We start from the raw sequence: 24,214 nt of genomic DNA on the forward strand, positions 1-24,214 counted from the left end.
GACATGAGCGACGACACCCCCAACACCGACCCGGCGCGGATCCCCAACAAGGGCAAGCTGGCCAAGGACCTCAACGACGTCATCCGCTACACCCTGTGGTCGGTCTTCAAGCTGAAGGACGTCCTGCCGGACGACCGGACGGGCTACGCGGACGAGGTCCAGGAGCTGTTCGACCAGCTTGCCGCGAAGGACGTGACGATCCGGGGCACCTACGACGTGTCCGGGCTGCGCGCCGACGCCGACCTCATGATCTGGTGGCACGCCGAGACCGCCGACGAGCTCCAGGAGGCGTACAACCTGTTCCGCCGCACCAGGCTGGGCCGCGCGCTCGAGCCGGTGTGGTCGAACATGGCGCTGCACCGCCCCGCCGAGTTCAACCGCTCGCACATCCCGGCGTTCCTCGCCGACGAGACGCCGCGCAACTACGTCTCGGTCTACCCGTTCGTGCGCTCCTACGACTGGTACCTGCTGCCCGACGACGAGCGCCGCAAGATGCTCGCCGACCACGGCAAGATGGCCCGCGGCTACCCGGACGTGCGCGCCAACACGGTCGCCTCGTTCTCGCTCGGCGACTACGAGTGGATCCTCGCCTTCGAGGCCGACGAGCTGTACCGCATCGTCGACCTCATGCGTCATCTGCGCGCCTCCGAGGCGCGCCGCCACGTGCGCGAGGAGGTCCCGTTCTACACGGGCCGCCGCAAGAGCGTGGCCGAGCTGGTGGCGGGCCTGGCTTAGAGCGGGCCCCGGGCCTCAGCGACAGGACCTCACGGCTTGACCGGTTTCGGTTCGGCATGCGGCGCGCACGTCGCCCCGCGCCGGGCCGGCACCGTGCCGTGCAGCAGGTAGGCGTCCAGGTGCCCGTTGACGCAGGCGTTGGGGCCGCCCGCGACGCCGTGCGTCCCCGCGTCCCGCTCGGTCACCAGGACCGAGCCGCCGACGCGGTCACGCAGCTCGCGCGCGCCCGCGATCGGCGTCGCCGCGTCCCGCTCGGCGGCCAGGATCAGCGTCGGCGGCAGCACACCGGGCACGGTCCGCACGTCGGCCGGGGTCTGGCGCGGCGCCGTCCAGTACGCGCACGGCAGGTTCATCCACGTGTTGTCCCACGTCTCGAACGGGGCGGTGCGCGCCACGCGCGTGGTGTCGCGGTCCCAGGTGCGGAAGTCGGTCGGCCAGGGCGCGTCGTTGCACTCGACCGCCGTGTAGACGGCGGCGCTGTTCTCGCTCTCCGCGGCGGCCTTCGGGCCCGGCGGCGCGGCCTGCGCGATCAGCGCTTTCGGGTCGCCCTTCAGATACGCGGACAGCGCGGAAGCCCGCCTCGGCCAGTAGTCGTCGTAGTACCCGGCCTGGAGGAACGCGGACTGCAGCTCGCCGGGGCCGACCTTGCCGCCGGCCGGCTCGCGCGTGAGTGCCGCGCGTACGCGCGCGTAGGAGCGCGCCACCTTCCCGGCCGTCCTGCCGAGGTGGTACGTGGCGTCGTGCTTGGCGACCCAGGTCCGGAAGTCGGCCCAGCGGCGCTCGAACGCGGCCGACTGCGCCAGGTTGCTGCGGTACCAGATCTGGTGCGGGTCCGGGTCGACCGCCGAGTCGAACACCATGCGCCGCACGTGCGCGGGGAACAGGTGCGCGTAGACGGCCCCGATGTACGTCCCGTACGAGCCGCCCATGTACGTCAGCCTCTTCTCGCCGAGCGCTGCCCGCAGCACGTCCAGGTCGCGGGCGTTGTTCAGCGTCGTGTAGTGCCGCAGCCCCGGGTTCCGCTTCGCGCACCCGCGCGCGTACGCCTTGGCCTGCGCGATCCGCTTCTTCTTGTACGCCTCGGAGGGGTGCGTCGGCGACTGTGTGGGGCCCTTGCCGAACTTCTTCGGGTCCTTGCAGGACAGCGGCGCCGAGCGGCCGACACCGCGCGGCGCGTAGCCCACGAGGTCGTAGGCGGCGCCGATCCGCTTCCACTCGGGCACCATGCGGACCAGCGGGAAGTACATGCCGTTGCCGCCGGGCCCGCCGGGGTTGAAGACGAGCGCGCCCTGGCGCGCGACCCGCGCCCTGCCGAGCTTCCTGGTGGCCTTGGCGCGGCTGACGGTCAGCTTGATCTGCTTGCCGTCCGGGAGCGCGTAGTCCAGCGGTACGGAGACGGTGCCGCAGGTCACCGGGGACGGCAGCTCCTCGGCGGCGGGGCAGGCGCCGAACTTGATACCGGTCGCGGCGGCGTGCCGCGCGGCGACCGCGGTGCCCTGCGCCTCGGGCGAGCCGGACCACGCCGTGTCCGCGCTCGCGCCGCCCGCGGGGACCGCGACGAGGAGGGACAGGACGAGCGATCCCACGGCGGCGTGGACGGCGGACGCTGCGCTCATGGCTGGACGCTTCATTGCTGGACGCATGGGCGCATCCCTTTCGTGGTGCTCCGGACCGCCCCGTCGCGGATCGCGGTCAAAGGGATACTTTGTCGGCTCGGCGACCGTGGATCAACGACCCCGGATCAACGACTCCTGCGTGTGGCGGGCGGCAGCGTCGGGGTCGGTGCCGGTGTGAGCGGTGTCGCCGCGGGCGGGGACGGGAGCGGCCCCGGCGGGGCGGGGGAGCGGGTCGCGGGCGGCGGGCTCGCCGTGGCCGCGTCGCGTGCCAGCCCGTCGAAGTCGACGAGCCCGGTCGCCTCCAGGACCTTGATGTGGTCCAGGACGGTGGTGTTGGCGTCGTCCGCGAGGTCCCGCACGAGCGCGTTGCGGGTGGCCGCGCGCACCTGCGCCACCAGGGCGAAGACCTGGCCGTGCGCGCGGCGCAGGATGTTGGCGAACTTGCGCTGGTAGTCGTCGCCCTCCGCGGCGGTCAGCGTCCGCAGCCAGCCCCGCTGTCGCGCGTTCGGCTGGTTGGGCAGCTCCAGGCCGAGCCGCGCGGCGACCTCGCGCACGCGCGCGTCCAGGAACGTGTGCCCCTCGACGAGATGCCGGCCCGCCGTCAGGGCGGCCCGGCTCGGCGCCCGCTCCTCGGCCTGCTGACCCGCCGGGAGCTCCCACAGGCCGGCGAGGCGGACCTTCGTGACGAAGAGCCGGTCGGTGGCGGAGAGCGGCCCGTACTTGGTCGGCACGGTCTCGGAGTTCAGCGTGTCGAGGCCGGTGCCGGAGCGGTCGGCGTAGGACCAGACGGGGAAGACGAGCGCGGCTAGGGTCGCCACGAGCGCGGTGACGATGAGCGCGGTGCCGTTGACGCGTGACGATCGCATGGTGCCTCCTGGTGCGGCACCGCACGCTAGTGCGCCGCGGGCGCGGGCCGCCGCCACTCGGCGGCGACTACGCCAGCTGAGGTACGGGGCCCTCTTCCTTCGCCGCCGTGCGTCACACGCGCCGCAGCGCGAACCGGGCGGCGCGCAGCGCCCGCGCCATCGGCCGCCCCTTGAGCGACGCGGGGCCCGACCGCTCCAGCCACCAGTCGGTCAACTGCTTGCGCCGGAAGGGTTCCTCGACGCGCTGTTCGAGCAGCATGTCCTCGGCGAAGTCGAGCGCGTCGCGCCGGTACCCGCCCGTCATGGGCCGCTCCTGCGCGTACGCCAGGAACGCGGTGCGGTAGGCGTGGCGGCCCAGGATGCCGGGCAGCTCCGGCGCCACCCCGGCCACGACGTCGGCCCGCTTGGACGCCAGCGCCCGGCTCTGCACGGCGAGCCGCGCCCGGTCGAACCCCTCCGGCGCGGGGGTGCCCGCGACGAGGGAGGAGAGCAGCGCGGCCTGGGCCAGCGCGACCCGCTCGCGCACACGGTCCTCGACGGGTCCTTGGCGGGCCGGGGCCGAAGGCTTCGTGACGCGCCCGACGGGCGCCGCGGGCGCCGCGGGCGTCGCGGCGGCCACCGTCTCCCTGATCTTCGCCACCTCCCGCTCCAGCTCCGTCTCGTCGTAGGGGAAGTTCTCGTCCCGCTCGAGAAGGACGCCCGGCGGCGCCACCCGGGAGGCGAGGTCGGCGAGGATGTCGAGCACGGCCCGCGGCACCGGATGGGCGTGGCTGTCGTGCCAGACGCCGTCCCGCTTGAAGCCGCCCGCGACATGGACGTACGCGATGGCCTCGACCGGCATCTCGTCGAGCGCCCGGCCCGGGTCCTCACCGCGGTTGACGTAGTTGGTGTACAGGTTCGCCACGTCGATCAGGAGCCGTACGCCGGTCCGCTCGACCAGCTCGTACAGGAACTGCCCCTCGGTCATCCGCTCGCCCGGCCAGCCGAACAGCGCCGCGATGTTCTCCACGGCCAGCGGTACGGGCAGCGCGTCCTGCGCGATGCGGATGTTCTCGCAGAGCACGTCGAGCGCGTCCTCGGTACGCGGCACGGGCAGCAGGTGCCCGGCTTCGAGGAGCGGCGACGCCGTGCGCTCGCCGCCCGCCCGTACGAACGCGATGTGCTCGGTGACCAGCGGTGAGCCGAGCGCCTCCGCGCGCGCTGCGAGGTCCGCGAGCCGGTGCTCGTCCGGGCGTTCGGCGCCGCCGAGGCCGAGCGAGACGCCGTGCGGCACGACGGTGACCCCGCGCGCGCGAAGCCGCAGGAGGGAGTCGGGCAGATGGCCGGGGCAGACGTTCTCGGCGACGGCCTCCACCCAGTCGATACCGGGCATGGCCTCGACGATGTCGGCGATCTCCGGCCGCCAGCCGATCCCCGTGCCCAGCCGTGTCAGTCGCTGCATGGCAGTCCCCCTCCTGTGCCGTGCCGTGCGCTGCTGCGTGCTCTTCTCCTCACCCGCGGGGGTCCGGCCGAACCCTGGAGACGGGACGTTCAGAGCTGCATTTGAGGTTCGGCGGCGCCGCCGTGGCCCGGGTCGCGCCCGAGCAGCGCCAGCATCAGATCGAGGTCCGAGGCGTACGCGGCCTTCTCGACCGGCGGTGCGAACGCGCTGCCCGGGCCGCGTGATTCCGGGTCCGTGGGCACCCGCCGGGCGACGGCGAGCGCGGCGGTCACCACCGGCTCGGGCACCTCGACGCGTGCGCCGAGCGTCACCGCGACGTCCCAGGCGTGGACCACGTAGTCCACGAGGTGGAACCCGACGGCGAACCGCCCCGGCCAGCCGCCACCGGGCCCCGGGCCGGGCCGCAGCTCCGGGAGGCCGAATCCCCGGTCCAGTACGCCGGGTTCGGCGAACGCCGCGATCAGTCCGGAGGCGGCGGCACGGTGCTCGGCGGCGGGATCGGTGGCCGTCACCGGCTCCCTCCACCGCGCCAGGTCGCCGCCCTCGCCCCGCGCGGCGGCGGCGAACCCGTGGTGCTGAGCGGACATGTGCGCGGCGAGCCCGCGCAGCGTCCACCCGGCGCAAGGCGTGTCCCGCTCCCAGTCGTCGTCGCGGGCCAGGTCGAGGAGGCGTACGGCCTCCTGGACGGCGAGGCGGTCGAGGGTGACGAGATCGTCCGGGCCGGTCATCGTCGATCACCTTCCCGCGTCGGCCACGGCGCGGCCGAGGTGAGCAGGGTGCGGGCGGCGTCCCAGACGGCCGCCGCGTCGAAGACCGGCACCGTCCAGGCGGTGGCCCGCATGGTGCCGTGGCCACGGAAGGCGCGGACGGTCCGGGCGTGATCGGCGCGCCGTAAGAAGGCGACGAGCGCGTGGTCGCCGGTCCACACGGAGACGGAGCCCGAGCGGCGGCGCGGCGGGTCGACCCACAGCCACATGCCGACGGCCCCGCCGGTCCGGGGCCATGTGCGGCGCAGGCGCATCCCGTTCAGGGCGACGCCTGCCGTCCGCAGGTGCCCGGCGGCGGTGAACTCCGTGACGCTGACGAGGCAGGGGGTGGTGGCATCGGGTGCGGCGGGGCCCGGCTGCCACGGGGCGCGATGGATTCTCGATGGCATGCGGCGACTGTAAAACTAAACGAACGATCGTGCTAGAAGTTTGCGAGGCCAATTGCACGAGATGCGGAGCGCTGAAGGCTCAGGCTCTACGACACCTGGGGGGCGAGCCCCGGATCTGTGACGAGCAGGCTCAGCCGCGCGGCGATCCCCACCCGGGCCCGCCGGTACACGTCCCGCTCCCCGTGCAGCACGGAGTGCGCGTTCGCCATCTCCATCAGGGCGATCAACTCGAAGGCGAGTTGCGGCACATCGGTGTCCCGGCGCAGTTCGCCGAGGTCACGGGCGTCCTCGGCGCACCGCTCGACGAGACCGACCCAGGTCCGCTGCGCGCGGACCAGCGCGTCGTGCACGGCGCCGTCGCGGGCGTCGTACTCGGCGAGCACTCCGTAGAAGAAGCAGCCGCCGGGGAAGACGCGCTCGCGCGAGTACTCCAGCCAGCTCTCGCACAGCCGCCAGAGCCGGTCCGCTCCCGCCGGGGCGGAGTCGAGCGCGGGGCGCACGACCTTCTCCTCGTAGACGGCGGCGGCGGCGCGGACAGTCGCGAGCTGGAGCTCCTCCTTGGAGCCGAAGAGGGCGAACACGCCGCTCTTGCTGAGCTTCAGCTCGGTGGCGATGCGCCCGAGGGACAGGGCGTCGAGACCCTCCACGGAGGCGATGTCGACGGTGCGGCGCAGGACGAGCCGCCGGGTCTCGTTCCCCCGCGCCACCCTGCCGTCCACCGCGCCGTCCGTACGTCCTGCCATGGCCCCATGATGAGGCATGGGCCGGCGGGCGCAGGGGCAGGGGGAGCGGCCGCCGCCGGCGGCTGTGCCGGCATCGGCGGCGGCCAATGAGCACCCGAAGACGCGTCTCCCCCGGCGCGGTTCGTGTGCTCGTCGCCCTCGTCGGCCCAGGGGCGTGCGGGAGTTCGCCCCGGATGTCGGGAGGGCGGAGGCCGGGGCGTACGTCGGCGAGAACGTCCCGGCCGCTCGTGGCGCTGTGCGCGGTGCGGTCCCGGGGTCTCGGGGGAGATCGACGGCCCCGCTGCGGTGCCGGAGCCGATCCGTCCGTCTGTGAGAGCCCGGACGCTCCGATGCTAGGCCGCCCCGCGACCGCTGGCCAGAGCCTGTACCTGCCTCTTTCGGCGCCTCCCGCGACCGGCGCCCGACCCGGACCGAACAGCAGATGGCGCGGTGACGACGGGGGTCGCTGGGGTCGTTGCACGAGGCACCGGACGGATCAGCGGCGGCCGAGCCCCGACAGCAGGCCGCCGGTGCGCGCGCCCTCCGTCACCACCGTGCACGACCCCGGCGCGATCTCCGTGAACCCGGCGTCCCGCACCACCGGGAGCCCGGCGCGGGTCAGCGGTTCCCAGCGGGCCGGGTCCGCCGCCCGTACCGACAGGGGGAAGCCCGCCTCGCGCCACTCCTTGCGCTGCGCGTCCGACAGCTCCCACCAGGCCAGCTGGGCCCCGTGCCCGGCCTGTGCCATGGCCTTGCCCGCCGTCATGTCCAGCTCGGGGTTGAGCCACAGCACCGGGGCGGCGGGGTCCGGGGCGGGCGGCGGCTCCGGGTCGTCCAGGTCCGTGCCGGAGACCTGGAGCCGCGCCAGGTCCTTGGGCCAGCCGTCGAGCGGGACCGGCGGGAAGACCCGGACCTCGGTGCCGCCGCCACCGGTGACCGTGATGCCGTCGAGCGCCTCCGCGCGGCGCCACTCGGCGCCCCGCGCCCGCCGCACCACCTTGCGGATCCGCGCGTCCTGCCAGTCCCGCATCACCGCCGCCCACTCGCCCTCGCCCAGCGCCCGCTCGTCGGACAGGATCGTCAGCACGGCGCGCGCCGCCGTCTCCAGGGCGTCCGTACGGGCCGGGGGCGCCGCCCGCTCGATACGGACGACGAGCGGCAGCACGAACTGCGGCGCCTCGTCGCGCGCGGTGCGCTCGTCCCGGAACGGGCTGTCGGAAGGGTGCGGGGTGGCCGCCGGAGTGCCGGAAGCGCTGGGAGTTCCGGGCGTGCTGGTGTCTTCGCTGCTCACCCCACCAGTCTGCCAGCAGCCCCGCACACCCCCCGCCCCGCGCGCCCCTGGTCCGGGTGCGGGGCGCCGACGGCACCGGCCAGCCGACGCTCCTCGGGCTCGTCGCCGGGACCGACGCGCCCGGCGAGGGCAGTGTCACCGGCCGCCCGCGCACGGCCCACGTCCCCGAACGCTCCCCGGCCGCCCGCCCGTTCACCGCGCCCGGCCGCCCGCGGGCTCAACCGGAGCAGGCCGTGCGCTGCGCCTCCTGCCACTCGCAGACGGGGCAGAGCGTCACGCCCTTGGCCGACTCCGGGTACTCGGTGGGTTCCCGGCACAGCACACACTCGGCCACCTGAGACTCGTTCTCCATGCCTCCAGCCTACGATCACGCCTTGCGGTCCGCCCCGAGCAGCTCGGAGACCCGTACGAAGCGGTAGCCCTTCGCCCGCAGCGCCGGTACCACGGCCCGTACCACCCGCTCCGTCGTCGGCGCCGCGCTGCGCGTGCAGTGCATGACGACGACCGAACCGGGGCGCACCCCGTCGAGGACCTGCCGCTCGACCGCGCGGGCGTCCGTCGCGAACGCGTCGCCGCTGACCACGTCCCACTGCACGGCGGTGACACCGGCTGGGGCCAGGGCCCGCAGCGCCGCGCGGTCGTAACAGCCGCCGGGGAAGCGGAAGTACGGCACGACGTGCCGTACGCCCGCCGCGCGGAACGCGGCGAACGCCCGTTCCACGTCCGCGCGCATCCGCCCGGCGGGCACGCTCGGCAGGCCGTAGCAGTCACCGGTGAAGGCGTGGTGGCTGTACGAGTGGTTGGCGACCTCGAAGAGCGGGTCGCCGCCGATGTCCTTGGCCTGCGCCGGGTACTGCTCGGCCCAGCGCCCCGTCATGAAGACGGTCGCGGGGACGCGCAGCGCCCGCAGCGCGGCGATGAGGCGCGGGTTGTCGAAGTGCTCGCCGGAGGCGGCGCGCGCGCCCTGGTCCGCGGTCATGTCGGCGTCGAACGTGAGCGCGACCGTACGCCGCTCCTGCCGCTCCGCGCTCGCGAAGACGCGGGTCAGCCCCGCCGGACCCGGGGCGAGCGTGGGCGGTGCGGTGTGCGGCGGCGGATGCGACGGGCTCGTGGCGGGCCGGGCCGAGCGCGCCGGGTGCGGGGCCTCGGCGCCGCCGACGGAGCAGGCGGCGACAGTGAGCGCGGCGGCGCCGAGGGCGCAGGCCACTGCGGTGCGGCCGAGTGCGGTACGGCCCGGTGAGGTGCGGCTCGGCGCGGTACGTCGGAGGGTGCTGATCACCCGGCGACCGTAACCCCGATAATTGTACTAATCGGGCATATCTACGACGGTCCGTCCCTCCTGCCACGCGACCGCCCCCGAACGGCTCAACTCCGCAGGGCGCGGGTCACCGTCTCGAAGAACGCCGCGTGCGCGGCCGCGCTGGCCGCGATCTCGGGGTTCCACGGCAGCACTTTGGCCCGCTCGGCCACCGCAGCCCACCGCGCGTCGCCCGCGTAGCTCTCGCGCGGCGCCGCGTTGGCGCGGGCGTCCACGAGGACCACGTCCGGCGCCAGCCCCGCGGCGTCGGCCCAGGAGCCGGTGTGCCAGTTGGCCCCGGGCCCCTCGGGCGGCTCCACGGTGTGCACCCCGAGGCCCGTCAGCGCGCTCAGGTCCGGCCACTTCGCGGGCCGCGCGAGGTGCGCGCCGTCCGGCCCCGCGGGCGAGAGGGCGAGGACCCGGACGGGTCCGGCGTCCCGGGCCGCGGCCGTCAACCCCCGCTCGGCCGCCGCCAGTTCCTCGTACGCCACCGCGCCCTCCGCCACCTGGAGCGAGCGCCCGAGCTCCGCGAACCGCTGCCGAACGGCGCCGAGGCCCCGGCCCTGGCCCACGTCGAGCACAACCAGCGGGACGTGTTCCTCCAGGTGTTTCGCGACGTCCGGTTCGACCCCGTACACCTGCCCGCCGCCGTACGTCAGCGCGACGACGAGATCCGGCCGCACCGCGAGCACGTCGTCGAGTCCGAGCCCGGCCCCCGCGCCCAGGTAGGCGACGTCGCCGAGCGGCAGGCTGCCGGACTTGGCGCGGTCCGGCCCGTCCCCGTCGTGGTGCGAACCGAAGACGCCCACCGGGCGTATCCCCAGGTCCCACAGGCTCGCGCCGGCCTGTATGTACGCGACGACGCGCTCCGGTGGTTCGGGCGCGGCGGTGACGTGCCCGCGATCGTCGGTGAACTCCCATGCTGTGATCGGCCGTTCGTTCATGCATGGACCTTGCCCAGGCCCCTGGGAGGCCACGCCGCCCGAAACCGGTCAGGATGGCAGGAAGCCGCTCCCGGCCGGCACGGGCGGCGCCCCTACGCGGGGCTCTCGCGCGTCACTTGTGCCACGGGCCCGTCACGGCGAACGTCGTCCCCGGCGTGTAGCAGTTCACATACATCGTGGCGCCGTCGGGGGAGAAGGTGACCCCGGCGAACTCGCCCCACGCGGGGTCGTCCGCCGTCCCGATGTTCTGGCGCCCGCGCGCCATCGCGTACACCTCGCCCTTGCGCGTCACGCCGTAGACGTGCTGCGCGCCCTCGCCGTCCTCGCAGACCATGAGGCCGCCGCTGGGCGCGAGGCAGATGTTGTCGGGCTCCTCGCCGGGCAGCTGCACGTCCGTGTCCGGGCCGAAGACGATGACCAGGGTGAGGCGGCGCGCGGCGGGGTCGTAACGCCAGATCTGCCCGAAGTGGTCGGCGGCGGACCCCTCCCGGCTCCTGGCGTACGACGACACGAAGTACACGCAGGTGCCGCCCCAGTAGCAGCCCTCCAGCTTCTGCGCGTGGGTGATGCCCTTGGGGCCGAAGTCCTGGTTGCGGATGGGGGTGGTGGTGGCGAGCGGGTCCGGTACGTCGACCCACTCGACGCCCTTGAAGCTCGCCCCGGTCTCCTGGACCGCCGACAGGTCGGGCACCCCGGGCACCCGCATGGCCTGCAGTCTGCCGCCCGCGCGCAGCGAGCCGAGTCCGCCGTGCGGCCGCTCGGGCAGGAAGCGGTAGAAGAGGCCGAAGGGTCTGTCGAACGCGTCCTCGGTCTCGTACACGACGCCGTGCCTCGGATCGACGGCGACCGCCTCGTGCTGGAAGCGGCCCATCGCGGTGAGTGGTACGGCGCCCGAGCGGTGCGGGTCCGTGGGGTCGACCTCGAAGATGAAGCCGTGGTCCTTGGTGTAGCCGTTGGTCCCGGCCCGGTCCTCGGTCTCCTCGCAGGTCAGCCAGGTGCCCCAGGGGGTGTGGCCGCCCGCGCAGTTCACGGCCGTACCGGCGATGGCGACCCGTTCGGACAGCACGTTGTTGTGCCGGTCGAGCGTGAGCGCCGTACAGCCGCCCTTGCCCATCGGGTCGTACGTGAGCCCGTCGACGGCCGGCACGGCGATCTTGCCGGTGACCCGGTTCTCGTGGTTGCGCACGAGGTGGACGCGGCCGTGCCGGCCCCCGAAGGCGGCCATGCCGTCGTGGTTGCTGGGGACCTGGCCCTCGCCGGAGCGGAGCGGGTCGCCCTCGCGGGAGAGGACCCGGTAGCGGAAACCTTTCGGCAGGTCGAGGAGGCCGTCCGGGTCGGGTATGAGCGGGCCGTAGCCCGCGCGTCCGTGGGCGGCGGCCGAGCCCGCGAACAGCTCGGACAGGGATCCGGCGAAGGCGATGCCCACCCCCAACGCGCCGGTACGGGCGAGCACTTGTCGTCGTGTTGCGGACAGTCGTGTTGCGGACAGTCGTGTCTCGGACAGACGTGTCTCGGACATGGGGCAACCTCCTGCTGGCGGACAGGAACTGTGACCCGGCGTGTCTATCACGCAGGCGGTGGTGCGGGAACTACGCGTGTACCACCGGAGTGCTACCCGTGCACGCCTACTGCGGAACGAGCCCCTTGGCGTCGCGCGCCAGGGCGGTGAGCCGCGATATCGCCCGGAAGTACTTCTTCCGGTAGCCGCCGTTCAGCATCTCCTCGCTGAACAGGTGGTCGAACGGCTGGCCGGAGGCGAGGACGGGTATCTCCCGGTCGTAGAGCCGGTCGGCGAGCACCACGAGCCGCAGGGCGGTCGACTGGTCGGGGACGGCGGAGACATCGGTGAGGCAGACCGCCTTCAGGTCGTCCGTCAGCGCGCCGTACCGGCTGGGGTGCACGCGCGCGAGGTGCTCCAGTAGCCGCGGGAACGTGTCGAGCGTCGCGCCCTCGGTGGCGTACGCGGCCTGGGTGACCTGCTCGGCGGAGAACGGCGCCGGGGCCTCGGGCAGCCCGCGGTGGCGGTAGTCCTCGCCGTCGATGCGCAGCGGCCGGAAGTGCGCGGACAGGCCCTGGATCTCGCGCAGGAAGTCGGCGGCGGCGAACCGGCCCTCGCCGAGCTTGCCGGGCAGCGTGTTCGAGGTGGCGGCGAGCGCGACGCCCGCGTCGACCAGCTTGCCGAGCAGCGTGGAGACGAGGACGGTGTCGCCCGGGTCGTCGAGCTCGAACTCGTCGATGCAGAGCAGCCGGTGCTCGCTCAGGGTGCGCACGGTCTGCTGGAAGCCGAGGGCGCCGACCAGGTTCGTCAGCTCGACGAAGGTGCCGAACGCCTTCTGCTCGGGCGCGGCCGGGGTGGCGTGCCACAAGGAGGCCAGGAGGTGGGTCTTGCCGACGCCGTACCCGCCGTCGAGGTAGACGCCGCGGGGACCGGCCGGGGCGGCCGCCTTCCTGCCGAAGCCGAACAGGCCGCGCTTCTTGCCGCCGCCCGCGCCGTGCGCCCCGCCGAGTCCGGCGGCGAACGCGCTGAGCACCTGGACGGCCTCGGTCTGGCTCGGCTGGTCCGGGTCGGGGATGTACGTCTCGAAGCGGGCGGTGCTGAACCTGGGCGGCGGCACCATCTCGGCGACCAGGCGCTCCGCGGGAACATGCGGCTCGCGGGCGCACAGGGACTGGGGTGCCGCGTCGGCTATGGGAGGAATGCCCCGCTGAGGGGCGCCGGCGGCTTCGGAGGAGGACGACACAACACCCCAGCCTAATCGCCGTGCCACACTGCACGTCATGCGACGCCTGTTCCCTGTGACGTACGAAACAGCAGATCACGCGGGTGGGGAGGGGCACGCGGGCTCCGCCGGGCCCGGCCGCGCGGGGGCCCCGGAGTGGGACCTCGACGCACTCGCCGACGCCTACGCGTACCCGGACCTGGCGGCGGGGGAGGTGTGGCTGCGCGCCAACATGGTCTCCACGCTCGACGGCGCCGCCCAGCACGACGGCCGCTCCCAGCCCATCTCCTGCCCCGCCGACATGCGGATCTTCGGCACCCTGCGCGGTCTCGCGGACGCCGTCGTCGTCGGCGCCCAGACGGTCCGCCAGGAGGGGTACAGGCCCGCACGCGCGCGTGCCGCGTTCTCCGCGCGCCGCGCAGCGGCCGGACAGGGCCCCGCCCCGTCCATCGCGGTGATCAGCGCCGGCCTCGACCTGGACTTCGGTCTCCCGCTCTTCACCGCGCCGCTGGTGCCGACGTACGTGGTCACGGGCGCGGCCGCGCCCGCGGACCGGGTGGCGGCGGCCCGCGCGGCCGGGGCCGAGGTCCTGATCGCGGGCGACGGCGCCCGGGTCGAACCGGAGCGCGCGGTGCGGGCGCTCGCCGGGCGGGGCCTGACCCGGCTGCTCACGGAGGGCGGGCCGAGGCTGCTCGGGCAGTTCGTGGCCGCCCAGGTGCTCGACGAACTGTGTCTGACGATGTCGCCGCTGCTCACGGCGGGCGGCGCGCAGCGGATCGCCGGGGGCCCCGGGCCGGCCGTGCCGGAACGTTTCGAGCTGGCATCTCTCCTGGAGGAAGAGGGTTTTCTCTTCTCCCGGTACCGACGGAGTCGACACTCGGCGGAATGACTCGTTCCGTTTTGCCTCGACTGGGCACACTAAATTTCGCAGCCCCCGTGCGGCCACGGGGCAGGATGGTTTCCGCATGTCCCGGAGGGCCGGTCGCAGGACGGCCCGCGGCAGGAGAAGAAGGGCGCCCGTCGTGTTCACGAGCGTATTGATGATCGAGAAGGCCCTGACGTCCGCCGACGTGGAGTTCGTCACCACTTTGCACGGAGACGAGGAAGTCTCTTTCCATGTGCTGCTCCAGCCCCGCGGCGACCAGGCGGACCGCCTGCTGCGGGCCATCGACGACGTAGCGATGGGAGAGCTGGACGAGGCGGCCCGGGAGGACGAGGTGCCCGAGGGCGAGGAGGCCAAGGCCCCCGGCGAGCAGGCGCTCAGCGTCTCCCTCACCGCGCTGCACCAGGCCGGCTGCGCCGCCGAGGGCCGGCTGATCGAGGACCACCCCCTCGACGCGCTCAAGGCGCTCGTCGACGAGGTCAAGGCCGACGAGGTGATCGTCCTGACCGACCCGCACTACGTCGAGGAGTTCTTCCACCGCGACTGGGCCTCGCGCGCGCGGCACAAGGTGGGGGTGCCGGTGCTGAAGCTGTTCTCGTACAGCAAGCGCGAGGCGTGATGAGGCTGTGACGCCTGACGCCTGAGGCGTGACGCCGGGCTCGGGTGAGGGGCGGGCCGGGCGGAGGCAATAGGCTTGACCCGATTCGTAGCCACTGCGTCCACGAATCGGGTCACGCAGCACGCAGCACTCAGGAACCCCAGGGGAGACACACGTATGGCACCCGGCCTGCCCACGTCCACCGCCGCCATGGACCGACCGCACTTCATCGGCATCGGCGGGGCCGGCATGTCGGGCATCGCCAAGATCCTCGCCCAGCGCGGCGCGAAGGTCGCGGGCAGCGACGCGCGGGAGTCCGCCACGGCCGAGGCGCTGCGCGCGCTCGGCGCCACGGTCCACGTCGGGCACGACGCCGCCCACCTCGCCACCGACGCCACCTGCGTCGTCGTCTCCTCCGCCATCCGCGAGGACAACCCCGAGCTGCTGCGCGCCGCCGAGCTGGACATCCCCGTCGTGCACCGCTCCGACGCGCTCGCCGCCCTCATGGACGGCCTGCGCCCGATCGCGGTGGCGGGCACCCACGGCAAGACGACGACCACGTCGATGCTGGCCGTCGCCCTGTCCTCGCTCGGCCTGGACCCGTCCTACGCGATCGGCGGCGACCTGGACGCCCCCGGTTCGAACGCGCTGCACGGCGAGGGCGACATCTTCGTGGCCGAGGCGGACGAATCGGACCGCAGCTTCCACAAGTACAGGCCGGAAGTCGCGATCATCCTCAACGTCGAGCTCGACCACCACGCGAACTACGCGTCGATGGACGAGATCTACGACTCCTTCGAGATCTTCACCTCGAAGATCGTCCCCGGCGGCACCCTCGTCATCGCCGCCGACCACCCCGGCGCGGTCGAGCTGACCCGCCGCATCCGCGACACGACGTCCCTCAAGGTCGTCACGTACGGCGAGTCGGAGTCGGCGGACATCCGTATCCACAAGGTCACGCCGCGCGGCCTGGCCAGCGAGGTCACGGTCCTCCTCGACGGCAAGCTGCTCACCTTCACCGTCTCCGTCCCCGGCCGCCACTACGCGCACAACGCGGTCGCGGCCCTCGCGGCGGGCGTAGCGCTCGGCATCCCGTCCCGGAACCTGGCCGGGGCCATCAAGTCCTACACCGGCGTCAAGCGCCGCCTCCAGCTCACGGGCGAGGAGGCGGGCGTGCAGGTCATCGACTCCTACGCGCACCACCCCACCGAGATGACGGCCGACCTGGAGGCGATGCGCGGCGCGGCGGCCGACGCCCGCCTCCTCGTCCTCTTCCAGCCGCACCTCTTCTCCCGCACCCAGGAGCTGGGCCAGGAGATGGGCGAGGCGCTCGCCCTCGCGGACGCCTCGGTCGTCCTCGACATCTACCCGGCCCGCGAGGACCCGATCCCGGGCGTCACCAGCGCCCTGATCGTCGACGCGGCGCGCACGGCGGGCGCCGACGTCCAGCCGGCTGCGGACAAGGACGCGGCCGTCGCGCTCGTCGCGGGAATGGCCAAGCCCGGCGATCTCGTTCTCACCATGGGAGCGGGCGACGTCACGGACCTCGGCCCGCGCATCCTGGACCACCTCGCACAGCGCTGAAGGGAAGTGTCTCCATGTCGTACGACGTCGAGAAGCCGGACGAGCAGTGGCGCGCGGAGCTGAGCCCGGCGGAGTACGCGGTACTGCGCCAGGCCGGCACCGAGCCCGCCTTCACCGGTGAGTACACGGACACCAGGACCAAGGGCGTCTACGCCTGCCGGGCCTGCGGCGCCGAGCTGTTCACCTCGACCGAGAAGTTCGAGTCCCACTGCGGCTGGCCCTCCTTCTACGACCCGAAGGACTCCGCCGCCGTCGAACTGATCGAGGACCGCTCCCACGGCATGGTCCGCACCGAGGTCCGCTGCGCCCGCTGCGGCTCCCACCTGGGCCACGTCTTCGAGGGCGAGGGCTACCAGACCCCGACGGACCAGCGGTACTGCATCAACTCGGTGTCGCTGCGGCTGGAGCCGGTCGAGGGCTGACGGTCAGCCGCCTGACGTATCCGGACCCGCCGCGCTTCGGGCGGCGGGCCCGGATCCGCCCGCGCCGCGTGCTCGGGCGGAGGAAGAGGCGGGCGCGATGGTGGAGGAGCTGGAGCCCGTTGCTTGAGTTCAGCGGTGTCCCTGGGAGGCGCGCCTTGTCACGCCCGCCTTGCCCGCCCCGCCCGGTCCGCCCGTAAGAAGTCCTCCACCACCCTGATCAGCGCCAGCGGAGCCTCGTCCATCGCGTAGTGGCCGCAGACCGGCAGGTCGACCAGCTCGCCGCGGGTGAAGTAGTGCAGCCAGGTCGCCCGGATCAGTTCCGCCGGGAGGGACGGGTCGAGTTGGCCGGTGACGGCGAGGGCCGGGGTCGTGCAGCCCTCCAGGTCGGCGTGGAAGTCGTCGTGGGTCCAGGAGTCGAGCCAGGCGCGGAACGCCTTGGCGTCGCTGCGCGCCACGGACCGCGCCGTCATCCGGTCGAGCCAGGCCGCGGGGCGGACGCCGCCCGTGGTGAGGTCGATGATGGTGCGGCGGTGCGCCGGCTCGTTGTCCGCCGTCGAGAACAGCTCCCACCGCTGCGGCGGCAGCGCGAGACCCGACGCCGGGACGGGGGAGACGCCCGCGATGCGCCGCACGCGCGCGCGTGCCGACGCAACGACCCGCTGCGCCACGCTCGCCCCCATCGAGTGCCCGATCAGGGAGAAGCGTTCCCAGCCGAGCCGGTCCGCGAGCGCGAGCAGGTCGCCCGCGCCCTCGGTGGTCGTGTACGCCCCCGGGGTGTCCTTCGCCTCCCCGTAGCCGCGCAGGTCCACCAGCGCGTACTCGAAGGAGACCCGGTCCAGGTCGGCCACGACCGGCGCCCACGCGGAACGGTCGGCGAACCAGCCGTGCACCGCGAGCACCTTGTGCGGACCGTCTCCGTGCCGTTCATGGGGAAGGAGGAAGGTGGAGGCCACGTCGACTCCCGGGGATGTGGCGGTGCGGATCGCTCCACGGTGGCGCGGCCCCGCCCTGCCCACAAGGGGGCGTCTCCGCGGGATCGGCGACAATAGCGCCTGTGACCTCCGCCGACGCCTCCGATGACACCTTTTCCGTCGCCTCCCAGCCCGGTCGACCCGGCCGCCCCGATCTGCGTGCCGACTGCGGCGACTGTTTCGGACTGTGCTGTGTCGCGCTCCCGTTCGCCAAGTCCCAGGACTTCGCGCAGGACAAGAGCGCGGGCAGCCCCTGCCACAATCTCCAGGACGACTTCCGCTGCGGCATCCACACGCGGCTGCGCGACGAGGGCTACCGGGGGTGCACGGTCTTCGACTGCTTCGGAGCGGGGCAGAAGGTCTCGCAGGTCACGTTCGAGGGAGTCAGCTGGCGGGAGCGACCGGAGAGCGCGCGGGCCATGTACGAGACGCTCCCCGTCATGCGGCAGCTGCACGAGCTGCTGTGGTACCTGAGCGAAGTGCTCGAACTGCGCCGCGCCAAGTCCGTGCACCACGACGCCCGGCGCGCCCTGGACGACATCGAGCGCCTCACGCGCGCGGGCGCCGACGAACTGCTCGCCGCCGACGTGCCCGCGATCCGCGGCGACGTGAACACGCTGCTGCTCAAGGCGAGCGACCTGGTGCGCGCCCAGGTGCCGGGGCGCAAGAAGAACCACCGCGGCGCGGACCTCGTCGGGGCCCGCCTGCACTCCGCCGACCTGCGGGGCGCCAGCCTGCGCGGCGCTCTCCTCATAGCCGCCGACCTCACCGGCGCCGACCTGCGCTTCGCCGACCTGATCGGCGCGGACCTGCGGGACACCCGGCTCGCCGGCGCGGACCTCACCGGCGCCGTCTTCCTCACCCAGGCCCAGGTGAACGCGGCTCACGGCGACGCCGCCACCAAGCTGCCGCCCGGCCTGACGCGCCCCGCGCGCTGGACCGCGTAGACCGGGTGAGGCCGCCGCCTCGACCGCACGGCCCGGCCGCTTCCCCGCCGCGCCCCCGTCCACTCCTCGTTCACGCGATGGAGCGATCATCGGGCCTTCCGCGGATGGGGCCGGGGCCACGCGGGTAGAGCCGCGCCCATGACAGAGCAGTCCACACAACCGTTCCGCCTGCCGCGCTTCTACATGCCGTACGAGGCGCGCCTCAACCCCCACCTCGACGAAGCCCGCGCGCACTCCGCCGAGTGGGCGCGGACGATGGGGATGCTGGAGGGGAGCGGCGTGTGGGAGCGGAGCGACCTCGACGCGCACGACTACGGCCTGCTGTGCGCGTACACGCACCCCGACTGCGACGGCCCCGCGCTCTCCCTGATCACCGACTGGTACGTGTGGGTCTTCTTCTTCGACGACCACTTCCTGGACCTGTACAAGCGCACCGGCGACCGGGAGGGCGGCAAGGCCCACCTGGAGCGGCTGCCGCTGTTCATGCCCATGGACGTCTTCGCCGCGGTGCCGGAGCCGACGAACCCCGTCGAGGCGGGCCTCGCGGACCTGTGGCGGCGCACCGTGCCCGCCATGTCCACCGCCTGGCGCCGCCGCTTCGCCGAGGCGACCGAGCACCTGCTCAACGAGTCGATGTGGGAGCTCTCCAACATCAACGAGGGCCGCGTCTCCAACCCCGTCGAGTACATCGAGATGCGCCGCAAGGTCGGCGGCGCCCCCTGGTCGGCCGGGCTCGTGGAGTACGCGACCGCCGAGATCCCGTCGACCGTCGCCGCGGCACGCCCCCTGCGCGTCCTGAAGGAAACGTTCTCCGACGCCGTGCACCTGCGCAACGACCTGTTCTCGTACGAGCGTGAGGTCCGCGACGAGGGCGAGCTCAGCAATGGCGTTCTCGTCCTGGAGACGTTCTTCGGCTGTACGACGCAGGAGGCGGCGGAAGCCGTCAACGACGTGCTGACCTCGCGCATGCACCAGTTCGAACACACCGCGCTCACCGAGGTGCCCGCGCTCTGCCTGGCCAAGGGGCTCGCCCCCGACCAGGTCGCGGCCGTCGCCGCGTACGCGCGCGGGCTGCAGGACTGGCAGTCCGGCGGGCACGAGTGGCACCTGCGTTCGAGCCGCTATATGAACGAGGGCGCCGTCGAGGAACCCTCACCACTGCGCGGCCCCACCGGCCCCGGCTCCGCCTCCGCCGACGTACGCGCGCTGCTCACGTCCGTCGGGGCCGAGCGGCTGCGGGCGTACACGCACGTGCCGTTCCAGAAGGTGGGTCCCTCGCGCCTGCCGGAGTTCCACATGCCGTACGAAGTACGGCTGAACCCGGCCCTCGACCACGCGCGCGTGCACCTCACCCAGTGGGTGCGCGGCATGGGGATCCTCGGCGAGGGCGTCTGGGACGAGGACAAGCTCGCCGCCGCCGACCTCGCCCTCTGCTCGGCGGGGATCGACCCGGACGGCCCGCCGGAGACGCTGGACCTCAGCGCGCAGTGGCTCGCCTGGGGCACCTACGGCGACGACTACTACCCGCTCGTCTTCGGGTGGCGCCACGATCTCGCCGCCGCCAGGCTGTGCACCGAACGCCTCTCGGCCTGCATGCCCCTGGCGGACGAACCCGCGCTCGAACCGGCCAACGCCATGGAGCGCGGCCTCACCGACCTGTGGGCGCGCACCACCGCCTCGATGACACCGGAGCAGCGCACCGGGCTCAGGGCCGCGGTCGACGCCATGACCGAGAGCTGGGTCTGGGAGGTGCTCAACCAGGCACAGCACCGTATCCCCGACCCCGTCGACTACCTGGAGATGCGCCGCGCCACCTTCGGCTCCGACCTCACCCTGTCCATGTGCCGCGCGGGCCACGGCCCCGCCGTGCCGCCGAAGGTGTACCGCTCGGGCCCCGTACGGGCCCTGGAGAACGCGGCCATCGACTACGCGATGCTGGTCAACGACGTGTTCTCGTACCAGAAGGAGATCGAGTACGAGGGCGAGGTGCACAACGCGATCCTCGTCGTCCAGAACTTCTTCGGCACCGACTACCCGACGGGGCTCGGCATCGTGCACGACCTCATGACGCAGCGCATGCGCCAGTTCCAGCACATCGTGGCCCAGGAACTGCCCGTCCTCTACGAGGACTTCGAGCTCTCCGGCGAGGCGCGCACGCTTCTCGACGGCTATGTCGGACAGCTGCGGAACTGGATGGCGGGCATCCTCAACTGGCACCGCCACGTCGATCGCTACCGGGCCGGGCATCTCGCGCGGCGCGCCCACGGCTTCGTACCGGACCGGATTCCGGCGCTCCCGGCCGTCGCACAACCTCCGCGTCCGGAATGCGGCCTTCAGGCAACCTGACCGTTGTGTCCGGCATCTCTTGAGTCGGACGGCCACCTACCGGCCGTCCGCACGGGGAGATGACGAGAACACACGGGGGTGTTCTGTACCTTGACCGAGATCATCGAGCACGTCACGCACATATCCCACGCACCGGCTGAGGAAGACCGGGACCAGGTCGTCGACGGGCCGGGCGAGCTGACGCCCTACATCGCGCCGTTGACCGTCCCGCCGGTGCTGCGGCCCCGCACCGACGACGTCCGCACCGAGACGGAGATCGCGCTGCGCCCCACCTGGCAGCGGCTCCACCCGCAGCTCCCGCCGACCCTCATGTGGGGCTACGAGGGCTCGGTGCCGGGCCCGACCATCGAGGTGCGGCGCGGGCAGCGGGTCCGCATCGCCTGGACCAACCGCATACCCAAGGGCAGCGAGTACCCGGTGACGGCGGTGGAGGTGCCGATCGGCGCACCGAGCCCGAGCACCCGGCCCGGCCGCGAGAACGTACCGCCGAACGCGGACGTCGCGGCCCTGCCCGCCTGGTCCGTCACCCACCTGCACGGCGCGCAGACCGGCGGCGGCAACGACGGCTGGGCGGACAACGCGGTGGGCTACGGCGACGCCCAGCTCGCCGAGTACCCCAACGACCACCAGGCCGTTCAGTGGTGGTACCACGACCACGCCATGAACATCACCCGGTGGAACGTGCAGACGGGCCTGTACGGCACCTACCTGGTCCGCGACGACGAGGAGGACGCCCTCGGGCTGCCCGGCGGCGAGCGGGAGATACCGCTGCTCCTCGCCGACCGGAACCTGGACACGGACGCCGACGGCACGCTGAACGGGCGGCTGCTGCACAAGACGGTGATCGTCGACCCGAAGAACGCCGAGACCGGCAAGCCCGTCTCCCTGCCGTTCACCGGGCCCTACACCACCGTCAACGGACGCATCTGGCCGTACGCCGACGTCGACGCGGCCTGGTACCGCTTCCGCCTGGTCAACGCGTCGAACGCGCGCATCTTCGACCTGGTCCTCGTCGACGAGGACGACCAGCCGGTGCCGGGCGTGCTGCACCAGATCGGCAGCGACGGCGGGCTCCTGCCGCGCCCCGTGCCGATCGACTTCGACGAGTCGCTGCCGGCGCTCACCGTCGCCCCGGCCGAGCGCATGGACCTGCTCGTCGACTTCGGGGCGCTCGCCGGGCGCCGGGTGCGGCTGGTCAACAAGGGGCCGAACCAGGCGCCGGGCGTGCCGGACGTGGCGGGGAACGTGCCGTTCCCGCACGTCCTGGAGTTCCGGGTGGGCGAGGAGTGCGAGCCGGACCCGTTCACGCTGCCCGAGGCGGTCTCCGGCTCCTTCCGCAAGCTGACGCACGACATCAAGCACGGGCACCGGCTCGTCGTGCTGACCCCGCCCGCGACCAAGGGCGGGGGCGGACACCCCGAGATGTGGGAGATGGCGGAGATCAGTAACGCCGAGGACGCCGAGGCCGCCGAGGAGACCGACGGCCTTCGGCTCCCGGCCGAGGGCGTCATCCAGATCGTCGACGACAAGGGGACGCTGAAGACCTACCGGCGGATCGCCCGGACCTTCAACGACGGGCTCGGCTTCACCGTCGCCGAGGGCAGCCACGAGCAGTGGAGCTTCCTGAACCTCGCGGTGAACCCGCCGGTCGTCCACCCCATGCACATCCACCTGGCCGACTTCCAGATCCTCGGCCGCGACACATACGACGCCTCCGGATTCAGCACGGAGATCGGCGGCACGACGGAGCCGGTCGCGTACGACGCGTCCGAGCCGGTCCCGCTGCCGCCCAACGAGCAGGGGTACAAGGACGTCTTCCGCGCCCTGCCCGGCCAGATGCTGCGCGTCATGGGCAGGTTCGACGGGGCGTACGGCCGGTTCATGTACCACTGCCATCTCCTTGAGCATGAGGACATGGGGATGATGCGGCCGTTCGTGGTGATGCCGGAGGAGGCGCTGAAGTTCGACCACGGGGCCGGGCACGGCGGAGGCCACGGAGGGCATTGATTCTCACTCGTTCGTGGTCCGTGGCGGCGGGCCGCGACGGGTAGGGCTGTGGCCATGGAACGGACAGCGTTGCGGCCGAGACCGATGCCCGGGACGGCGGGGGTGACCTCCCAGGTGACCTCCCGCCGCCCCGATGTCGTACGGGGTGGCGGCCGGCGCACGGCCGGTCTGCTCGCCGGGCTGCTCTGCGGCCTGGTCCTGGTGCTTGCCGGGGTGGGCCTCGGCGCGGTCGGCACCACGGTGAGCGGCATGAGCAGGATGGCCGAGGCCCAGGAGCGGCAGGAGACGGCGGCCGGAACCCGGCCTCAGGAGCTGGAGAAACCGTCCGCCGCGCCCCCGCCGAGCGCTCCTCCGGCCGCCGCCCGCACCCGCCTCGGTGTGGAGGTGGCGGACGCCCCGCAGGGTCCCGGCGCGCTCGTCGTCGCCGTGCACGTGCCGGGGCCCGGATACGCGGCCGGGCTGGTGCGCGGCGACGTCGTCACGCGCTTGGGCACGACGCAGATCGGCTCGGCGCGCGACCTGGTGGCCCGGGTGGCGGACGCCCGGCCGGGGCGCCGGCTGATCCTCACGGTGCGCCACCGCGACGGCTCGCGACAGGCGCTGGCGGCGACGCCCGGCCTCGTCACGTAGCGGCGTTCAGGACGTAGCGGCTTGCAGAACGTAACGGCCTCCAGAACGTGACGGCCTTCAGAACGTAACGGCGTCCAGAACGGAACGGCCTTCAGAACGTGACGGCCTTCAGCGCGTCGCGGCGTTCAGACCGTCCGGAAGTGCGTGGTCAACCGCCGCTCGTCGTCCAGCACATGGAACGCGAGCCCCACCGGCGCCTCCCGGTCCGCGACCTGCTCGCCCTCCCACGGCAGCCGCAGTGTCCACGTCACCCCCGGCCCCACGATCAGCGGCCGTCCGGCGAACGTCGTGGCGGCCGGTGTGTGCGCGTGCCCGGTGATCACCGCGACGATCTCCGGCCTGCGCTCGAGGAGCCGCGCGAGCGAGCGCGGCTGCGTGAGGAGGTAGCGGTCGGGCAGCGGATGGTGCAGCACCACCGGCGGATGGTGGAAGGCGATCAGGACGGGCGTGTCACCGTCGAGGGCGTCGAGCCGCTCCTCGATCCAGGTGTACGTCCCCTCGTCGAGCGCCCCCTCGTCCGCGCCCGGAACGCTGGAGTCGCACATGAGTACCGCCGCGCCGCCCACCCGGTGGGCGCGGTTGACCGGCCCTTCGGCCTCCGGCTCGCGCAACAGGGCCGCGCGGTACGGGGCGCGGCTGTCGTGGTTGCCGGGGCAGGTCAGGACCGGGAACGGGAACGGGGCCGCCGGGTCGTGCAGCCCGAGCAGTTCGCCCGCCTCCTCGTACTCGGACTCCGCGCCGTGGTCGGCTATGTCCCCGGTGACCAGGAGCGCGTCCACCGGGCCCGGCAGGGTTCGCAGGTGGTCGAGGACGCGGCGGGCGCGTTCGGTGGCGCGCGGGGTTCCGTCCAGGTGCAGATCGCTGATCTGGGCCAGTACGAGCATGGGCGTACGTCCTTCACGGAAGCGCTAACGGGATATGGCGATCCAACCATTAGACCTAACGCATCGGCAATGCTTGCCCGTCAGGTGGTCGACGGGGCGGGAACGGACTCGCGCCCGCCTCCCGGTCCGGGCAGGATGCTCCCGTGGACGCCCC

The 24,214-nt window shown here is 73.1% G+C and carries 23 protein-coding genes; 9 read left to right on the forward strand and 14 right to left on the reverse strand.

What is annotated here, in order from left to right; all coding sequences use genetic code 11:
• Positions 1–3: 3 nt before the first annotated feature.
• Complete coding sequence (hemQ, locus tag ACH4RC_RS01370; protein WP_398193593.1) at positions 4–735, forward strand: hydrogen peroxide-dependent heme synthase; 732 nt, start codon at positions 4–6, stop codon at positions 733–735.
• 29 nt (positions 736–764) lie between these two features.
• On the opposite strand, the gene ACH4RC_RS01375 is transcribed toward hemQ, so the two are convergent.
• The 12 genes from ACH4RC_RS01375 to zapE form a co-directional block, all read right to left on the reverse strand.
• A complete protein-coding gene (locus ACH4RC_RS01375) occupies positions 765–2,351 on the reverse strand; it encodes an alpha/beta hydrolase (RefSeq protein ID WP_398193596.1) in 1,587 nt (528 codons plus the stop codon).
• A 125-nt stretch (positions 2,352–2,476) separates the two neighbouring features.
• Positions 2,477–3,217, reverse strand: a complete 741-nt coding sequence (locus ACH4RC_RS01380; protein ID WP_398193598.1) for a DUF4142 domain-containing protein — start codon at positions 3,215–3,217, stop codon at positions 2,477–2,479.
• 112 nt (positions 3,218–3,329) lie between these two features.
• Positions 3,330–4,658 carry a DUF692 domain-containing protein gene (locus ACH4RC_RS01385; RefSeq protein WP_398193600.1) on the reverse strand — a complete coding sequence of 443 codons (1,329 nt, stop codon included), beginning with the start codon at positions 4,656–4,658 and terminating at the stop codon, positions 3,330–3,332.
• Between the two features lie 89 nt (positions 4,659–4,747).
• On the reverse strand, positions 4,748–5,386 hold the full coding sequence (locus tag ACH4RC_RS01390; RefSeq protein WP_398193602.1) for a TIGR03086 family metal-binding protein: 639 nt from the start codon (positions 5,384–5,386) through the stop codon (positions 4,748–4,750).
• A complete protein-coding gene (locus ACH4RC_RS01395) occupies positions 5,383–5,814 on the reverse strand; it encodes a hypothetical protein (protein ID WP_398193605.1) in 432 nt (143 codons plus the stop codon). Before ACH4RC_RS01395 ends, ACH4RC_RS01390 begins: the two co-directional genes overlap by 4 nt.
• An 86-nt stretch (positions 5,815–5,900) precedes the next feature.
• Entirely contained in the window at positions 5,901–6,557 is a 657-nt protein-coding gene (locus ACH4RC_RS01400) for a TetR/AcrR family transcriptional regulator (RefSeq protein ID WP_398193607.1), read from the reverse strand.
• A gap of 475 nt (positions 6,558–7,032) precedes the next feature.
• Entirely contained in the window at positions 7,033–7,827 is a 795-nt protein-coding gene (locus tag ACH4RC_RS01405; protein WP_398193610.1) for a peptidyl-tRNA hydrolase, read from the reverse strand.
• Positions 7,828–8,044: 217 nt separating this feature from the next.
• On the reverse strand, positions 8,045–8,179 hold the full coding sequence (locus tag ACH4RC_RS01410; protein WP_398193613.1) for a hypothetical protein: 135 nt from the start codon (positions 8,177–8,179) through the stop codon (positions 8,045–8,047).
• Positions 8,180–8,194: 15 nt separating this feature from the next.
• Positions 8,195–9,034 carry a polysaccharide deacetylase family protein gene (locus tag ACH4RC_RS01415; RefSeq protein ID WP_398195630.1) on the reverse strand — a complete coding sequence of 280 codons (840 nt, stop codon included), beginning with the start codon at positions 9,032–9,034 and terminating at the stop codon, positions 8,195–8,197.
• A gap of 158 nt (positions 9,035–9,192) precedes the next feature.
• A complete protein-coding gene (locus ACH4RC_RS01420; protein ID WP_398193615.1) occupies positions 9,193–10,068 on the reverse strand; it encodes an ABC transporter substrate-binding protein in 876 nt (291 codons plus the stop codon).
• 112 nt (positions 10,069–10,180) lie between these two features.
• On the reverse strand, positions 10,181–11,542 hold the full coding sequence (locus ACH4RC_RS01425) for an alkaline phosphatase PhoX (RefSeq protein ID WP_398195633.1): 1,362 nt from the start codon (positions 11,540–11,542) through the stop codon (positions 10,181–10,183).
• A gap of 151 nt (positions 11,543–11,693) precedes the next feature.
• The gene (zapE, locus tag ACH4RC_RS01430) at positions 11,694–12,809 is read right to left on the reverse strand and encodes a cell division protein ZapE (RefSeq protein ID WP_398193618.1); all 1,116 of its coding nucleotides are present in this window, start codon (positions 12,807–12,809) and stop codon (positions 11,694–11,696) included.
• A 37-nt stretch (positions 12,810–12,846) separates the two neighbouring features.
• Here zapE and ACH4RC_RS01435 point away from each other — a divergent pair, with 37 nt between their 5' ends.
• The 4 genes from ACH4RC_RS01435 (at position 12,847) to msrB (ending at position 16,275) form a co-directional block, all read left to right on the forward strand.
• The gene (locus ACH4RC_RS01435; RefSeq protein ID WP_398193620.1) at positions 12,847–13,677 is read left to right on the forward strand and encodes a pyrimidine reductase family protein; all 831 of its coding nucleotides are present in this window, start codon (positions 12,847–12,849) and stop codon (positions 13,675–13,677) included.
• Positions 13,678–13,810: 133 nt separating this feature from the next.
• Complete coding sequence (locus tag ACH4RC_RS01440; protein ID WP_398193622.1) at positions 13,811–14,290, forward strand: indole-3-glycerol phosphate synthase; 480 nt, start codon at positions 13,811–13,813, stop codon at positions 14,288–14,290.
• Between the two features lie 156 nt (positions 14,291–14,446).
• On the forward strand, positions 14,447–15,853 hold the full coding sequence (gene murC, locus ACH4RC_RS01445; protein WP_398193625.1) for a UDP-N-acetylmuramate--L-alanine ligase: 1,407 nt from the start codon (positions 14,447–14,449) through the stop codon (positions 15,851–15,853).
• A 14-nt stretch (positions 15,854–15,867) separates the two neighbouring features.
• Positions 15,868–16,275: a peptide-methionine (R)-S-oxide reductase MsrB gene (gene msrB / locus ACH4RC_RS01450; protein WP_398193628.1), complete on the forward strand. Its 408-nt coding sequence runs from the start codon at positions 15,868–15,870 to the stop codon at positions 16,273–16,275.
• Between the two features lie 158 nt (positions 16,276–16,433).
• On the opposite strand, the gene ACH4RC_RS01455 is transcribed toward msrB, so the two are convergent.
• Positions 16,434–17,228 (reverse strand): alpha/beta fold hydrolase, encoded by a 795-nt coding sequence (locus ACH4RC_RS01455; RefSeq protein WP_398193631.1) that lies wholly within the window; start codon positions 17,226–17,228, stop codon positions 16,434–16,436.
• A gap of 173 nt (positions 17,229–17,401) precedes the next feature.
• Here ACH4RC_RS01455 and ACH4RC_RS01460 point away from each other — a divergent pair, with 173 nt between their 5' ends.
• The 4 genes from ACH4RC_RS01460 (at position 17,402) to ACH4RC_RS01475 (ending at position 23,176) form a co-directional block, all read left to right on the forward strand.
• On the forward strand, positions 17,402–18,193 hold the full coding sequence (locus ACH4RC_RS01460) for a pentapeptide repeat-containing protein (protein ID WP_398195636.1): 792 nt from the start codon (positions 17,402–17,404) through the stop codon (positions 18,191–18,193).
• Between the two features lie 138 nt (positions 18,194–18,331).
• Entirely contained in the window at positions 18,332–20,539 is a 2,208-nt protein-coding gene (gene cyc2 / locus ACH4RC_RS01465; protein WP_398193633.1) for a germacradienol/geosmin synthase Cyc2, read from the forward strand.
• Between the two features lie 120 nt (positions 20,540–20,659).
• A complete protein-coding gene (phsA, locus tag ACH4RC_RS01470) occupies positions 20,660–22,546 on the forward strand; it encodes an O-aminophenol oxidase PhsA (protein WP_398195639.1) in 1,887 nt (628 codons plus the stop codon).
• 102 nt (positions 22,547–22,648) lie between these two features.
• Positions 22,649–23,176, forward strand: coding sequence for a PDZ domain-containing protein (locus ACH4RC_RS01475; protein ID WP_398193636.1), 528 nt, complete (start codon positions 22,649–22,651; stop codon positions 23,174–23,176).
• 125 nt (positions 23,177–23,301) lie between these two features.
• Here the strand turns inward: ACH4RC_RS01475 and ACH4RC_RS01480 are convergent, their stop codons facing one another.
• Positions 23,302–24,060: a metallophosphoesterase gene (locus ACH4RC_RS01480; RefSeq protein WP_398193638.1), complete on the reverse strand. Its 759-nt coding sequence runs from the start codon at positions 24,058–24,060 to the stop codon at positions 23,302–23,304.
• Positions 24,061–24,214: the final 154 nt, after the last annotated feature.

The sequence above is a fragment of the Streptomyces sp. NPDC016845 genome (assembly GCF_044332585.1).
Taxonomy (GTDB): Bacteria; Actinomycetota; Actinomycetes; order Streptomycetales; family Streptomycetaceae; genus Streptomyces.